We start from the raw sequence: 14,934 nt of genomic DNA on the forward strand, positions 1-14,934 counted from the left end.
CGTCGAACTGTTCTGCGCAGCGGCACCCGAGTCACCGGAGACGGCGGCCTTCTGCGCCGCCCACCAACTGGCCCCCGCGGACGAGGTGCAGCGGGCGGTCTTCTTCGTCCGGACCGGCCAGCCGGAGCAGTACCGGGCGCTCGATCCCGAGGGCGCGTTGTTGGCACTCGGCTATCGGAGCGCGTCCCTCGACGTGCGCAGGGCCCTGCTGGAGAGGATGACCGCGCTGGGCGACATCGATGTGCTGCGGGTGCTGGCCGGCCAGCGTTCCGATCGCGACGACTTCGCCTCGCTCAGCGGGCTGGAGCGCTTCCACCTGGTCGAGCAGCTCAGGGCTCGGCGGGACTGGGACCGCCTGTGGTCACTGGTCCCGCTGATGCCGCTGTACGACGCCGTGCACATCGCTGAACGCCTCCACGACTGGCGACCGTCGGGCCGGGACGACCAGCGGGTGTTCGAGGCGCTGCGCACCCTCAGCCCCGGGGGTGTGACGGCATGGCTGCGGGATGGCCCCGATATCCGTGACGACGCCGGTCCCGGGTCGTCGCCCACGCGCATTCCGCACACCAGGATCAGGCTCTCGGACCTCGACGAGCTCAATGGCCTGGACTTCGCGCCGGACGGCACCCAACTCGCGTATGCCGGATCGACGAGAGACCGGGATCGCGAGCGTGGCCGCGCCGGGATCATCGACATCGGCAGCAGCACGGTGTCGCACCGGTACGACTTGGCGCGCTCGCTGGGCCGGTTGGCGCATCTGGGTGCCGACACCCTTGTCGTCGCCGACGCACAGACCGGTCCGGTGCGGCGCTCCCTGCACCTTCACTGCCTCGCGCCCGACGGCGCGCGCTCGCTGCTCGGCTTCGAAGCAACCGAGATCCTCGCCCTGCAACGTGTCGCCGACACCCGCGACCTCCTCCTGGTCGCACGGCCCGGCGGCCGGTATCCGTCGCGATCGACGGTGTCCGTCGGCGCTTTCGGCGGCTCCCTCGCCGACTGGGCCTTCCTCGACGGTACGCCTGACCTCCATCCCCAGACCGCCACCTCGGATCCCGAGGGCCGTCTGATCGCCGTACTCGGCCGAAACGCCGCCGTGGTCGCGGACCGGGCGGGAACCACCGTGAGCGTTCTGCACATGGGTCGTTTGAGGCTGCGCACCGTGACCATGGGCGCCATGTCGGACGCCGTTCTCGTCCGAGCCGATGAAACCGGCTCCATGGACATATGGCATGAACCGCTCGTCTCCGCTCAGGCTCCACTCTCGATCGACTGGCCGTCGGCGCCCCGGCTCGTCGATCTCGCCTGGTCACCCGCGCTGAACCGGTTCGTGGCGACCGGCAGCCGCTTCGGCCCGGCCGTGTGGTTCCTCGACGTGCCGACAACGCCCGGCACCCCGCTGCCCGAGGACCCCTTCCGTACTACGGTCCGCCTCGTCGGCGACCGCGCTCCGGACCGCGTACGGCTGTCGCCGCGCGGTGACGTACTGGCCGTGGCGTACTCGTCGGACCCGGCTCCCACCATCGACCTGTACTGTCTGCCGCTCCTCGTCCTCCGTTCGGCCCTCTCCAAGCCCATGGGGCTGATGAACCACCAAGCGCTCTCCGATGTCGCCGCGGCGCTGGAGCACCCGGCCCTCGACGGCGAGTCCCGGCAGATGCTGGACGTGCTGCGAACCTGTCTGGAGCACCGTTTCCGGCATGACGTCGTCATCGGAGAGACGCGCGACAAGGCGACGGCAGGGGCGTACGAGATCGAGATCGAGCCAGGGGAGGCGTAATGCACCCTCTGCCGGCTTCTGCAGAAAGGGAGACCACCGGTGACCACCCGTATCGGCATCGACTTCGGCACCGCCAACACCGTCGTGGCGGGCTGGGACCAGGAGGCGGGCCGCGGCGTCCCCGTCCCGCTGCCCGGCGTCGACGTACTGCGCGAGGCGGGCCCCGGCCCAATCCAACGGGTGGTGCCCTCGCTCATCGCCTACGCCCACGACGGCACGGCCCGCCGCCTCGGCGCCCAGGTCACCCCGGACCTGGGCGAGGACCCCGGCTTCACCGTCTTCGCGTCCACCAAGAGCAACGTCGCCGGACACGCCTACGACGCGGCCCGCCCCCTCGGCGACCGCCGGATCACCGGCCGGGAGGCGGCCACCCAGTTCCTCGGCGACATCATGGCGCTGACCGTGCTCGCCATCGAGGACGACGACCTGGAGATCGTCGCCACCGCGCCCGTGGAGTCCTTCGACGGCTACCGCGACTGGCTGGTGCGCGAGGTCCGTGACGGGCTGCCCACCGCCCGGCTGCGGGTCGTGGACGAGGCCACCGCGGCCGCCGTCGGCTACAGCGCCCGGCTCAACCCCGGCGACGCATTCGCCGTGATCGATTTCGGGGCCGGCACCCTCGACGTCTCCGTCGTCCGCGTGCAGGAACCGGACGAGGCGGGCTCCGGCGCCGGGGTGCGCACGATCGCCAAACGGGGCCTGAACCTGGGCGGCAACACCATCGACGCGCTCCTCGCCGAACACGCCATGGACCGCCTCCCCCTGCCGCACGGCGACCAGATCGGCCGCAACCAGGTCTTCCGCCGCCTTCTGACCTCCGCCGAGCGGGCCAAGCGGGAGCTTGCCACCTCCGAACAGTCGGTCATCCGCGCCACCGACGCCCGGACCGACCGCGTCCACCAAGTGACCGTCACCCGCGGCGAGTTCGACGCGCTGCTGCGCGACAAGGGCGTGCTGCGCCGGATCAACCAGGCCCTGCGCTCTTGCCTCGACCTGGCCGGCACCCGCGGCTTCGGCACCCAGGACATCCGGGATGTCTTCCTCGTCGGCGGCAGCTGCCTCATCCCCGCCGTGCAGGACCTGGTGCATCTGCACTTCGACCCCGACGTGGTGCGCATGGACCGGCCTTTGGAGGCGGTGGCGGCCGGCGCGGCCGGAATCGCCGGCGGCAGCGAGCTGTTCGACCACATCCAGCACGACTACGCCATCCGGCACGTCGACCACGACACCGGTGCCTACGAGTTCGAGACCCTGGTGGAGGCCGGCACCCCCTACCCCACCGAGCAACCGGTCAGGACACTCACCGTCAGGGCGGTGCACGACATGCAGCGCAGGCTCGGCCTGGCCGTCTACGAACTCGCCCACGCCACCTACCGCGACGCCAGTGCCGAACTGGAGATCGCCTTCGACACGGGCGGCGGCGCCCGCACCGTGACCGTTACCCCGCAACAACGCCAGCAGCGCTCCATGCTCTGGCTCAACGAGGACAGCTCCACCTTCCTTGAGGCCGACCCTCCCGCCGCCGCCGGAGAAGATCGATTCCGCCTCGACTTCCGCATCGACGCCCACAAACGCCTCACCGTCACCGCCTACGACCTGCGCAGACACACGCTGGTCCTGGACCGGCAACCGGTCGTCCGCCTGGCGTGACCAGCCGGCGCCGCCCCTCCCGTCATGACATCCGAGGAGTCCTCATGTCCCACTTCACCCGTGTCCGCACCGCGTTGCACGACCCCGACCTGCTCGTCCAGGCCCTCGCCACGCTCGGCTTCACCACCGTCGAGACCCACGACACCCCGCAGACCCTCTACGGCTACCAGGGCGACGCCCGCCCCGAACGCGCCGAAGTGATCATCCGCCGCCGCCACATCGGCCGCCTGAGCAACGACATCGGCTTCCGCCGGCGTGACGACGGCACCTTCGAGGCCGTCATCAGCGAGTACGACAGCCACCCCTACGACCACCCATGGCTGACCCGGCTCGCCCGCGCCTACGGCCACACCGCCGCCCTGCGCTACGCCGAGGACAACGGTTACGAAGTGGACTCCGACGTACTCGAAGACGACGGCCGACGCCGCCTCGTCCTGCGCCGCTACACCTGAAGCAGCACTCACGTCATCGCCGACCACGCCCGCATGCACCACATTGGCCTGCGGCATCCCGGCGACAAGGTCGCAGCAGGCGCCCGTGGCCGAGATCGTACGCACGACTCCGTCACCATCAACCCGGTCAGAGCCGTCACCGCCGCCGTCGCCAACCCTGCCAACTCGGCTTCCACTGAGCCCCCTTCGAATCCGATGCCCGCGGAGTGGTCGCTCCAGCAGTAAGCCGATCTTGTCCGCTCGCACAGTCACGCCGGCCGACCCGCTCAGAGTGACGACGCACCTTCACACGGCGACCGGCAGCCGTCCGCGCCGACTGCGCATCATCCGGCGTGTCCGGCCCGAGCGCAGGCAGGCACCGAGGAGAACGGTCAGAGCGGCCGCACCGTAGGCCCATGTCTGAAGGGGAACCCCGGGTAGCAGGCGTCCCGCGAGATAGAGGACGGTGCCGGCCAAGGTGACGGTCAGCCATTCCCAGCGGCCGTCCAACGCGACGAGAGCGACGACGAGCAGCGAGTACCAGGGGTAGCTGGGCGAGACCAGCAGCAGGGTCGTGCCGGTCAGCAGCAGGGCGCCGCGCCAGGGGCGGGCGGGGTCGCCGCGCAGCCACACGTACAGGGCGGCCAGTGCGAGGAGTACGAGCGCGGCCACTCCGGCGGCGGCGTCCGGCAACAGCGACCGCAGCAGGGCGAAGCGCCGTACGTGACCCGGTTGGTAGCCCTCCTCTTGGAGGTAGCCGGGGAGGTAGCCGAGGACGCCGGCACCGGAGGCGGCGACATAAGGCAGGTAGGCGAGCGCGACCGCGGCGACGACGGCCGCGAGCAGTCGCGTGATGCGCTTCGGACTGTGCTGGCCGGACAGGGCGCCGGGCAGCACCAGGACGGGCAGGAGTTTCACGGCGACGGCTGCGCCCAGGAGTGCGCCGCGGCGGGCGCCGGCGGTGGCGGTACCGAGGGCGAGGACGGTGAGCAGCACGCCGAGGGTGTCGATGTGGGCGTTGTTGACCGCTTCGAAGGCGACAGCCGGACACCAGGCCCACAAGGCGGCGCGGGCCGGTGCCCGCCGGGGATCTCCGCGACGGCGCAACACGACCAGAAGGGCCACGGTGGTGCCGAACGCCAGGACCGCGCCGCCGACTTGGAGCGGCTTGTGGCGGCTGTCCGGTGGGGAGACGGTGTGCACGGCGAAGAACCAGCCCTCGGCGACGGGCGGGTAGATGGTCGGGACGGTGGGGCGGTTGATGCGGACGCACAGGCCGCTGTCCGTCCGGGTCACCCCCCAGTCCTCGCAGGCGCCTTCGGTGGGGAAGAGCCAGTCGTCGCGCAGGTGGGCGAGTTCGGGGGCGGCGGGCGGGTCGGCGTAGGGGGAGATGCCTGCGGCTTGGACCCGGCCGTCCCAGGCATAGCGGAACATGTCGTTGCTGGTGTGGGGCGGGGTGGCGAGCGCGGCCAGCGCGATGGCGGCCGACCCGGCCAGTACGAGACCGGTCGCGGCGCGGGCCGAGACCTTTCGGACCGTCCAGGCAGCCGCGGCAAACAGGGTCCAGGTGACGGCGTAACCGGCCAGCAGACGGCGGGGGTTGCTCAGGCTGTCCCCCGCGTGAAGTGTGTCGATGACCGTTGCGGTGAGCGCGGCAAGCAGGGTCGCGGTGACGGCGACGCGGATATGCGTACGACGGCTGCCGCTGTTCGCCGGCCGTGGTGGCCGCTCTTGCAGGGAGTCGGTCGGCCGGGGTTGCGGCGGGTGGGAGGTGGCGGTTTCGGTCATGGGTGTGCGGGCCTTCCGATGGCCGTGGCGTGGGCGTTGCCGTGCCTCGGCTTCGGCTTCGGCTTCGGCTTCGGCTTCGGCTTCGGCTTCGGACGGTGGAGTTCAAGGAAGGGGCGGCCGTCGGCCGTCCACCGGCCGGTCGGAACCCAGCCGGTGGCGTCGGCGGCGTACAGCAGCGCGGTGATACCAATACGGGCCCAGGGGAAGGGTCGGCCGTGCCGTCCCTGACCGTCTTCGACGCGGACGGTCAGGCGTTCGTCCACATCGTGCGGGGCGACCTCGGCCAGCAGGCGCCCGCCAGGAGCGACCAGTTCGCGCAGCCGGGTGAGCAGGGCGAACGGATCGCCGCCGATGCCGACATTGCCGTCCATCAACAGGACGGTGCCCCAGCGGCCCTCCCCCGGCAGACGCTCGAAGACGGACCGCCGTACGGCTGCACCCCCGTACCGCCGGGTCCGGGCGACGGCGGCCGGGCTGACGTCCACGCCCAGCGCCGGTACACCACGTACAGCCAGCGCGGCCACAAGACGGCCCGGCCCGCAGCCGACGTCCAGGACCGGACCGGTGCAGCGGCTCAGCACACTCGTGTCGGCGGTATCGGGAGGTGCGCACCAGCGCTCGACGTCCAGCGGCAGTACCGCCTCGCGAAGGGCGTCCGGGTGATCAGTGGATGACAGACGGCGCAGGAACAGCAGACCACGGCCGGCGCGAAGGGCGTGGGCATAGGGATCGTCGGTCCACGGCTCGCCCGGCTCTACGGGTTCGAACCCATCCGCGGGTGCGGGCCGCCGTCGGCCCATGACCAGATCGGCGGAGCCGTCGGTCGATCCGCTGTCGACGACGTTCGGGCGCCGACCGGCCGGGATCCGGTCCAGCGCCCAGGGCAGGGCCTCGGCCTCGTCGAGGCAGGGCAGCACCACGTCGTCCCGGGCAGGGGTGGAGGGGGAGGTCTCGATCACCCCACTCACCCTACGAACACGAAAGGGACATAAGGGACTTGGCGATCTTACGGATCGCTGACGTCCACGGCCGCACCCGCAGACGACCGGACACCACCGCGAGACTCACCAGCGTGAACGTGTGCTCGTCGTGGACGACGATCCCACCGTCTCCGAGGTCGTCGTCGGCTGTCTGAACCGGGCGTGCTTCGCCGTCGACGTGGCCGCCGGCGGCCCCACCGCCGCGGCCGGGGCCGCCGCACCCGCCGGACCTGGTGGTGCTGGACCTGATGCTGCCCGGCATGGACGGGCTGGAGGTCTGCCGCCGCCTCCGGTGGGTAAGCCCGCTGCCGGTGACCATGCTGACCGCGAGTGGTGACGATGAGGACCGCGCAGACCGCGCGATGGGGGTCCGTCAGGAGTTCGTCCGGCTTCCGGCCGTGGCGCGCGGCTGCCTGACGTCACCGGTCCGGGACGCCACCACCAGCAGGGCGAATCCCACGGCGAAGCCGACCATGGTCAACACGCCCCGCGGCCAGAAGATATGGCTGTCGAAGAACGACCAGCACGCCCCCAGCACCACCACGACACCGGGCAGCACCCGCACACCGTGGCGCCGCAACAGCACCAGGCCCGTGGCGAGGGCGGCGACCGCCAGCGCGTACACCCCTGCCCGGCCCAGTTCGTCCCCGGTCGCGAACAGCCGCCCCACCACCCCGCGCACACCGGTGCCCGCCGCCGTCCCGGCGCCTATGCCGGCCACCGCGTCCAGCCCGGTGTAGTAGGCGGCGTAGCAGAAACAGCCGACCCACGCGAGCACGGTCAGGGCGCCTTCCACATCCCGCCTCGGCCTCCCCCACAACGGGACCAGCAGGCCGAGGACCAGGAGGGGGAAGGCGGGCAGCAGGACGATGTGCAGCCCGGCCCAGTGGTCGGCCGTCGCCGCCGTCAGATGGCGCGGATGTGTCAGACCCGCCACGGCCAGCAGCAGGGGCGGCACGGTCACCAGAGCCGTCGTACGAAGAGTTCGCATCGCGCCACCGTACGAACCCGCCGAGCACGGCACCGCCGCTGCCGCCGACGCGTAAGACACCCGTAAGACACCCGCGAGAGGTGCAACAGGCGTCAGCGGATTCGGACTTACGAAGGCGGCCGCCGTCGCATGCGGCGTGTCTCCCGCACAGCCAGCAGGAGGGCCAAGCGCGGGCCTGCCTGCGGTATGGGATGGCCGCAGGCAGGCCCGGTCAGTGGCTCAGCGCAGCACGGTCACTTGCACTCCTGGCCGGTGTTGATGCAGTCGACCAGGGTGTTCATCACCTGCTCGTCGAAGACATTGACGAAGTCTCCATGGTCGGTGATCGGCTTGTGCATCTGCTCCGGGAAGCCGTCCACCGCGTAGAAGGCGCTCGACTGTCCGTTGTCGTTCAGGCTCGGCGCGTCCACGTCGTACACCAGGCGCTGCACCAGCTGCGGAATGGCCTGAAAGCCGTTCGGGCAGGCACCGGTGTTCGGGTCGGCGAACGCGACGTGATCACGGTGGTTGGCGCTGTCGATGTTCCGGCCGTCCCAGCAGCTCTGGAACTTGGACGTCCGGACGACACTGCTGCCCTCGGGACAGATCGGGTACTTGTCCGTCAGCTGTCGGTCCTCGAAGCCGGTGCAACTCCATGCGGCGTTGGCATTGGCTGTTCCGTTGGTGAACGCCTTGGCGTCACCGGTGATGATCCGCAGGAACTTGGGCATCGCCACGACCTTGCCGGCCGCATTGCCCACGTACTCCAGGGTCACCTGTGACGCCGTGAGGATCTTCCCGGCGTTGCCCTCCGCGCCCCCGCCCGCCTGGTCGGCGTCGAACTCCTGGGTGCCGTCCTGCAGGCGGAGAACCGGCCAGTAGTACGACGACTTGTCGCCCTGGTTCTGGCAGGTGGTCTCGCCGTCCGCGAAGTCCTCGTCACTGGCGAAGGCGTCGTTCGCCTGGTTGCCGACATAGTCGTGCGTGTGGTGCGCTCCATTGTCCACACCCGGGGCGACGATGATGTTGTCGGTGTTGTACAGCTTGTTCGCGTTTACCCCGCAGTCAGTGCTGAACTTGCCGAGCGAGGCGTTCTGTTGCTGCTGGGGGCTGTTGACGTTGGGCTGGACGGTGGTGATGTCCACGAAGTCGGCGGCGACCGGACCGTTGCCGGCCTGACCGCTGTCGGCGGGCTCCTCCTGCCCGTTCCCCGGGTTCTGGCCGTTCTGATCTTCGCCGCCCTCCCCGTTGCCGGCCTGATTCTCGGCGGCGCGGAGCGTACAGGCGGCCAAGGACTCCAGACCTTGCGGCCGGTCTGCTGTACGACCGATGGCGATGGCGATCCGGTCGATGGTCGCGGTCCGCTTTTCCTTCAGCGGGCTCATGATCGCGTTGTTGGCGAAGTTGCTGTCCTGCCGTACGGCCTGGGTCGAGCTCTGCAACCGCTGGTAGGCATCCGCGACTTGCTGGTCCAGCAGCGCGAGTTCCCTGTCGACCTCGGCCCTGGCCTGATCGGGCACCTGCTGCAGCCGGGTACCGACATCGGGACAGTCAATGGTGGCGGCCCCCGCCGCCATGGCTTGGTTCAGCTGATCCTGGGACGAACTCTTGGTGGTGTTGCCACTGCCGCTCTCACCGGCCGAGGCGTACACATTCACCGCTATCAGTCCCCCTGCCCCCAGGGCAGTCGCCGCCACGGCCGCGATGGCCCGGCGGGTCGTTTTCGATCGCTTGCGCGTGCTCCGTCGCATGGGGCTCCTTTGAGATCTCTGGGGCGAGCGCCGGCCAGGTGGCGCTTCCGCTCACCGCCACGGCGCGTTCGATGCCGATGCCGTTCGTGATGCAGGCCCGACCGAAGCGCCGCGCTCAGCGACAGCCCGGCACCACGGGGTTGGCAGACGAAGCCACCAGCCCGCTCCGGCCATGGCCCGCGCCAGGTGGCCCGGGCGAGCCCGACAGGAGAGAGCCTCGACGGGACTCAAGGACACTGGCCGAGTGCCGTACGTGATCACTTAGCCTCCTCGGAATCCTCAAGCGCCGCCGACCTGCTGCGACTTCGTCACCAGGGGTACGGATGGGACAAGCTCGATGAGAGAGCACGCGGTGTCGCGTAAGGCTCTCGTAAGGATTCGCGGGACCGGGCCCCGTCCGGACGCTCGGCCGACCGAGTCACCAACGCCACCCAACCGCACACCCGACCGGTGCCGATCCGCTCGCCCACGGACATGCGAGCGAAGGCACCGGTCACGCGACTGGTGAACGCGCCGCAGCGACAACCGGCCGTCGCACACGGAGCCGGCGGAACCGATCGCGTCGCAGCAGCGGCCGTTCGACGAGGACGTACGAGACGAGGGCCGCCGCGACCGCCGCCGTGACGCCGGCGGGGAGCAGCCAGTCGCCGTCCACGCCGAGGTCGGAGAGCAGCCGGACGACGGGGTGGTGCCACAGGGACATCCCGTAGCTGAGGTTGCGTCCGACCCACGCCAGCGCGGGGACGGACAGCAGACGGGAGGGCCATGACTGTGGGCACATGTCCATCGCGGCGACCACCACGGCCGACAGAAGGCGGCAGCCAGAGATCCGACCGTTTACCACACAGGGTTCCACCCGCCCGGTTCGGTGATCGGGATCTGCCAAGCGATCAGGCCCAGCCGCGCGAGCGCCGGCCAACACAGTCGTCCCGCCCATCGGCGCAACAGCGCCGGCCGCGCGGTCGTCAGCGCGTGGTCGGGCCAGCGCGATGGCCGGCAGCGCCGCGACCCAGCCCACACCGTCCGCGCCGTCGCGTGGCGCAGGAGCACCAGCCGGGTCGGAAGACGACCCGCACGACACCGTGATCATCACAAGGTGCAGGGCATCGCGGAACAAGCCCTCACCCGTTCTTAGAAGGTGACGGACCTGCCGGTCAGCCGCGAAGGCGCAGCGAGCGCACACGACTTCGCGGACCTGCGGAGGATTTTCACCAAGCTCCGCCCGAAGCCGCAGCACGCCAACACACTGCTGCGGACCCGGCTCGCCCTGACGAACGCGGAGATCATCGGACGCCTGGTGACGGGCAGAGTGACGACGCCCTCGAACCAGGAGCTTGGCACGTCGTCAACAAGCACTGTGTGGCCGACACAGACCACGGCAGCAGAATGCCGGGCACACGCGCGAACGCACCGACTGCCGGAGGAGCCGGCGCACAAGGCTTCAACCGGAGGACGAGAGCCATACTGGACCGTGCGGGGGACGATCTCGTGGTGGCTTGGTAGTGGAGGGGCAGCAATCCGGTGAGCAGCAACAGCCAGGGACTGGGGAAGGCCGAGGTGCGGCTCAAGTGGGACCCAAGTCCCTGGAATCAGCCACCCCATCACCTCGACATCATCGCCGCCACCTACTCGGCGGACGCCCCCTACGGGCGGCCGGTGTACGTCGTCCACTTCGACAGCCGCTCACCGGACGGCACCATCAACATGAGCCGGCACAGCCAGACCGGCCAGGGCTTCGGCTATGTCGAAGTGATGACGCTGGAGCTCGATCGCCTCGCGCCCTCCTTCGCACGAGTAGTCGTGGGCGTGGCGATCCACCAGAACAACGGACCCAAAACCTTCGGCGACATATCGAACGCCGGAGTGCTGGTGGTCGAGGGGTACAGGGAACTGCTCAAGGACGACTTCGCACAGTTTGCCGGATCCACCGCCGCCACCGTCGCGGAGTTCACCCGTGATACCTCCGCAGCCTGGGAGTTTCACCAGATGGTTCGAGGGTTCGACAGCGATCCCGTGGTCTTCACCGCGGAGATGGGCAACGCCCCGCAGCGCTGACCGCCAGCAGCGCAGAAACGTACGGCCGTTCACGTCGGCATCGTCCTGGCCACGGAGCACCACCCCGACTGACCGTGGCACCTCCGCCTCCTGGTCACCGCGTGAGTGGGGCGGTGATCTGCAAATGACCGAGGTCCTCTGACGCATCCGCGTACCCCGCCCGCCACGGCCAGAACTCATACCTGCACGACATCGGCCACGTCTCCTGCCACATCACGCTGCCGGAGCACCGCTGTTCCGCCCCCGCCGCACACCCCCACGCAGGAGCTCTGATCGTGCTCATGAGTGACCGCGGTTTCCGTTCACGTGTCTTCGGCCCACCGTGCCCGGGATCCGTCCAACGCGACGCCAGCGGGCCAGTACGGCCCGGCCGTAGTTGTTCGTGCCGGCCACACGGTCCAGCTCCGCGCCACTGGGCACACGCCCCGCGGTCAGCTGCCGCTGGAAGTGCTCCCCATCACCTCCTCCACCGTCACTCCCGCAGACCGAGACGGATCGCCCTGCGGCGGCAGAGCGTGCCTCGCCGACTCTCCATCTCCTACCGACTCTCGACCGCTCTCATCCGCCCCTTGCCGCCCCGAACTTGTCTCGTCTCGGCCCTCTGCTCCTGTCTCTCGCCGGACGTGCTCTGCATTGTCTCGACGGCCGGAACGGTGCGCGAGCAGTTCCACCGACAACAGCAGAGCGACCGGCGGCCAACCCACCACCAACATCGGCTTCCACGCCAGCGCAGGCGCCGCCGCCACATTCGCCGCCAACGACACCGCGATACCGAGCAGGAACGCCAGCCACACCACGGCCCGCGCCCGGCGGCCCCCACCCCGATTCGGGGTCAGCAGTCCGACCGTCGCCAACAGCAACAACCCGTCAACCGAGAGGGGCCACAGCGTCGCGCTCACCGCATCCGCCCCGCCCTGCAAGGCAAACGCCCGCTGATGAACGTACGAGGCGTATCCAGCCACCGACGCCACCACCAACGCGCAGCCCCGCCGCACCCACACCTCAAACCCGACACCGGTACCCCCGGTGTCTAGTGAGGCATCACGAACACTCGGAGCCTCTTCGCGCTCCGCCGCGCCCAAGGCGCTCACCGGGAACCACCCCCACGACGACGGCGCTTCAGCTGTTGCGGCACCGCCACCGTCCCGGAAACAATCAGCTCACGGCCCATCCGGGGCCGTACAGATGCTGTCGGTGCCCCGCCGGGGACGCTTCGCCACACTCTGTGTTTCACCAGGTCACGTGAGCTCATCAGGTTGGCCCCGGCCTGCCCGACGTGCATCAAGTCCCTTTCAAGCACGGCGAATTCGGCATACCAACTGTCCTGGTCGCAGCCCGGAACACTGCCAAGGATCACAGCGGCGAGGTTCGCCGGGAGCCAGCGATCCGGACCGCGAGACACGTGCCGTCGTGTCTGTCGCCGACTTGCTCGTGCCCGCGGCCTCCGGCTCTCCCGCGGGACGAGCACGCCGTCCATGGGCGGAGTTCATCTCCGCTTTGGCCGCACGGCGGTGCCTCCCGCAATCGCTCCGCGGCAAGCCCCCGCCGTAGCACCGCACCGTCGGCTCAGCGCAGCCGGTCCTTGGCCTTGTAATACGCGCCGCCGAAGGGCAGGAACCAGGCGGTGCCGTTGTAGAAGGGGACGGGGACCTTGGGGAAGCCGAGGCCGCGCAGGGGGTTGGCCTCCGGCTTGCCGTCCATCATCTCGGCGACGGCCCGGCCCATGTAGGTGGCCATCTGGACGCCGTGGCCGCAGTAACCCATGGAGTAGTACAGGCCGTTGACATCGCCCGCGTGCGGGAGGCGGTCCCAGGAGAAGCCGACCGTGCCGCCCCAGACGTAGTCGATCCGGACGCCGTCCAGCTGAGGGAAGATCTGCGTCATCTCCCGCGTCAGGATGTCCCCGCTCTTGAGGTCGGATGCCGGGTTGGAGGGAGCGAAGCGGGCCCGGCCGCCGAAGGCCAGACGGTGGTCGGGAGTGAGGCGGATGTAGTGGCCGATGTTCTTGGAGTCGACCACCAGACGGGCGTTGGGGATCAGCTGCCGTGCCCGCTCCTCCCCCAGCGGTTCGGTCACGACGATGAAGCTGCCGACGTTGATCAGCCGCTTGCGGAACCACGGCAACGCCTTGTCGGTGTAGGCGTCGGTGGCGGCCATGACCTGCTTGGCGCGGATGGTGCCGTGCAGGGTTTCGACCAGGAAGCCTCCATCCGGAAGCCGGGTCAGGCCGGTGGCCGCGTTGCGTTCGTGGATGCGTGCGCCCGCGCGCTCGGCGGCCTCGGCGAGGCCGTGGACATACTTGCCGACGTGCAGCCCGGCGCTGAGCGGATCGAGCAGGGCGCCGTGGTAGTGGTCCGAGCCCAGCTCCGACCTCAGCTCGTCGCGGGAGAGCAGGGTGGTCTCGTGGTCGAAGTGCTCGGCCAGCTCGCGCTGCTTGGCCCGCATGGCCTCGAAGTGCTGCGGCTTGTAGGCGACTCCGAGGCGACCGGAGCGGTTGAAGTCGCAGTCGATCTGCTCCTTGTGCGTCAACTCCTCGACGACGTCGACCGCTTCGCGGAAGGCGTCGTACAACTCCCGTGCGCGTTCCTGTCCGTAGCGCTTGCGGGCCTCGCCGACCGGGATGGTGATGCCCTGGGTGCACATGCTGCCGTTGCGTCCCGAGGCACCCGAGCCGACCTTGTCCTTCTCGACGAGGACGACGCGGGCGCCCTTGCGGGCGGTGTGGTAGGCGGTGGACAGGCCGGTGATGCCGCCGCCGACGACCACGACGTCCGCTTCCTCGGGCAGGTCACGGCCGGAGCGGTCGGGCAGGGGCGGGGCGGTGTCCAGCCAGTACGGGATCTGCTTCATGACGGGGCTCCTGTTCAGCAACCGAGCAGTGCCGGCAGGCCCGACAGGTCGGGCAGTTCGTCGTACGGCTGGTGGTCGGCGCTGCCGGGGCGGCCGTAGCGGTTGATCCACACCCGGCGCTTCAGCCCGAGGTCACGGGTCGGGATGATGTCGTACTCCCAGCCCTGGGCGGTGTGGATGACCTGGGACGGATCGACGCCGATGGTCTTGTACGCGTGCTCGAAGGTCTGCCGGTCCGGCTTGTACGCACCCGCCTGCTCGGCGGTGATGACATGGTCGAACTCGACGCCGATGTTGGCGATGTTCTGCGCGATGAACCGGTCCTCGGTGTTCGAGATGATCGCAATCTCGTAGCGGGACTTCAACGCCCGCAGCGCGTCCGGGACTTCGGGGAAGGGGCCGAAGGCGGGGACGGCCTCGACCAGGGCGTCGCCGTCCGACTCGCGGTACTCCAGGCCGTGCAGACGCATCGCCGTCCTGAGGCTGGAGTGGAGGACCTCGTGATAAGGGCGGTAGGACTCCAGGACCGCCTGGAAGCGCATGACGCGGAAGTCGTCGAGGAACTCGTCGACGTCCAGGCCGTCCAGGTCCAGCCTGTCGGCGAGGACCTTCAGGGTGGTGGGGGTGAGCTGGAAGTCGACCAGAGTGCCGTAGGCGTCGAAGGTGACGATCTCTCGCATGG

At 69.8% G+C, this 14,934-nt stretch carries 11 protein-coding genes and 1 pseudogene; 4 read left to right on the top strand and 8 right to left on the bottom strand.

From position 1 onward, the window contains the following. Positions 1-1,816 precede the first annotated feature (1,816 nt). Positions 1,817-3,427, top strand: a complete 1,611-nt coding sequence (locus KCH87_RS32115) for an Hsp70 family protein (protein ID WP_210590410.1) — start codon at positions 1,817-1,819, stop codon at positions 3,425-3,427. 44 nt (positions 3,428-3,471) lie between these two features. Next, positions 3,472-3,879 carry a DUF1257 domain-containing protein gene (locus KCH87_RS32120; RefSeq protein WP_210590413.1) on the top strand — a complete coding sequence of 136 codons (408 nt, stop codon included), beginning with the start codon at positions 3,472-3,474 and terminating at the stop codon, positions 3,877-3,879. 285 nt (positions 3,880-4,164) lie between these two features. On the opposite strand, the gene KCH87_RS32125 is transcribed toward KCH87_RS32120, so the two are convergent. Then, positions 4,165-5,646 (bottom strand): glycosyltransferase 87 family protein, encoded by a 1,482-nt coding sequence (locus tag KCH87_RS32125; protein WP_210590415.1) that lies wholly within the window; start codon positions 5,644-5,646, stop codon positions 4,165-4,167. Further along, positions 5,643-6,605 carry a methyltransferase domain-containing protein gene (locus KCH87_RS32130; protein WP_374199062.1) on the bottom strand — a complete coding sequence of 321 codons (963 nt, stop codon included), beginning with the start codon at positions 6,603-6,605 and terminating at the stop codon, positions 5,643-5,645. Before KCH87_RS32130 ends, KCH87_RS32125 begins: the two co-directional genes overlap by 4 nt. A gap of 121 nt (positions 6,606-6,726) precedes the next feature. Here KCH87_RS32130 and KCH87_RS32135 point away from each other — a divergent pair. Further along, positions 6,727-6,976, top strand: a pseudogene (locus KCH87_RS32135) (response regulator); the annotation flags it as partial. A 23-nt stretch (positions 6,977-6,999) separates the two neighbouring features. Here the strand turns inward: KCH87_RS32135 and KCH87_RS32140 are convergent. From KCH87_RS32140 to KCH87_RS32150, 3 genes are all read right to left on the bottom strand, one after another. Next, a complete protein-coding gene (locus tag KCH87_RS32140) occupies positions 7,000-7,617 on the bottom strand; it encodes a hypothetical protein (RefSeq protein ID WP_210590417.1) in 618 nt (205 codons plus the stop codon). A 233-nt stretch (positions 7,618-7,850) separates the two neighbouring features. Further along, positions 7,851-9,347 (bottom strand): DUF1996 domain-containing protein, encoded by a 1,497-nt coding sequence (locus KCH87_RS32145; protein WP_210590419.1) that lies wholly within the window; start codon positions 9,345-9,347, stop codon positions 7,851-7,853. A 493-nt stretch (positions 9,348-9,840) separates the two neighbouring features. Continuing rightward, the gene (locus tag KCH87_RS32150) at positions 9,841-10,128 is read right to left on the bottom strand and encodes a hypothetical protein (protein ID WP_210590420.1); all 288 of its coding nucleotides are present in this window, start codon (positions 10,126-10,128) and stop codon (positions 9,841-9,843) included. Between the two features lie 740 nt (positions 10,129-10,868). Here KCH87_RS32150 and KCH87_RS32155 point away from each other — a divergent pair. Further along, positions 10,869-11,402, top strand: a complete 534-nt coding sequence (locus KCH87_RS32155; protein ID WP_210590422.1) for a TerD family protein — start codon at positions 10,869-10,871, stop codon at positions 11,400-11,402. A gap of 431 nt (positions 11,403-11,833) precedes the next feature. Here KCH87_RS32155 and KCH87_RS49445 read toward each other — a convergent pair whose 3' ends face one another. The 3 genes from KCH87_RS49445 to KCH87_RS32170 form a co-directional block, all read right to left on the bottom strand. Then, the gene (locus KCH87_RS49445; protein WP_308298968.1) at positions 11,834-12,493 is read right to left on the bottom strand and encodes a DUF2637 domain-containing protein; all 660 of its coding nucleotides are present in this window, start codon (positions 12,491-12,493) and stop codon (positions 11,834-11,836) included. A gap of 475 nt (positions 12,494-12,968) precedes the next feature. Further along, on the bottom strand, positions 12,969-14,252 hold the full coding sequence (locus tag KCH87_RS32165; protein WP_210590424.1) for an FAD-binding oxidoreductase: 1,284 nt from the start codon (positions 14,250-14,252) through the stop codon (positions 12,969-12,971). Positions 14,253-14,266: 14 nt separating this feature from the next. Further along, complete coding sequence (locus KCH87_RS32170; protein ID WP_210590426.1) at positions 14,267-14,932, bottom strand: haloacid dehalogenase type II; 666 nt, start codon at positions 14,930-14,932, stop codon at positions 14,267-14,269. Positions 14,933-14,934: the final 2 nt, after the last annotated feature.

It is taken from the genome of Streptomyces sp. GESEQ-35 (assembly GCF_017948485.1).
In the GTDB taxonomy this organism is placed as follows: domain Bacteria; phylum Actinomycetota; class Actinomycetes; order Streptomycetales; family Streptomycetaceae; genus Streptomyces.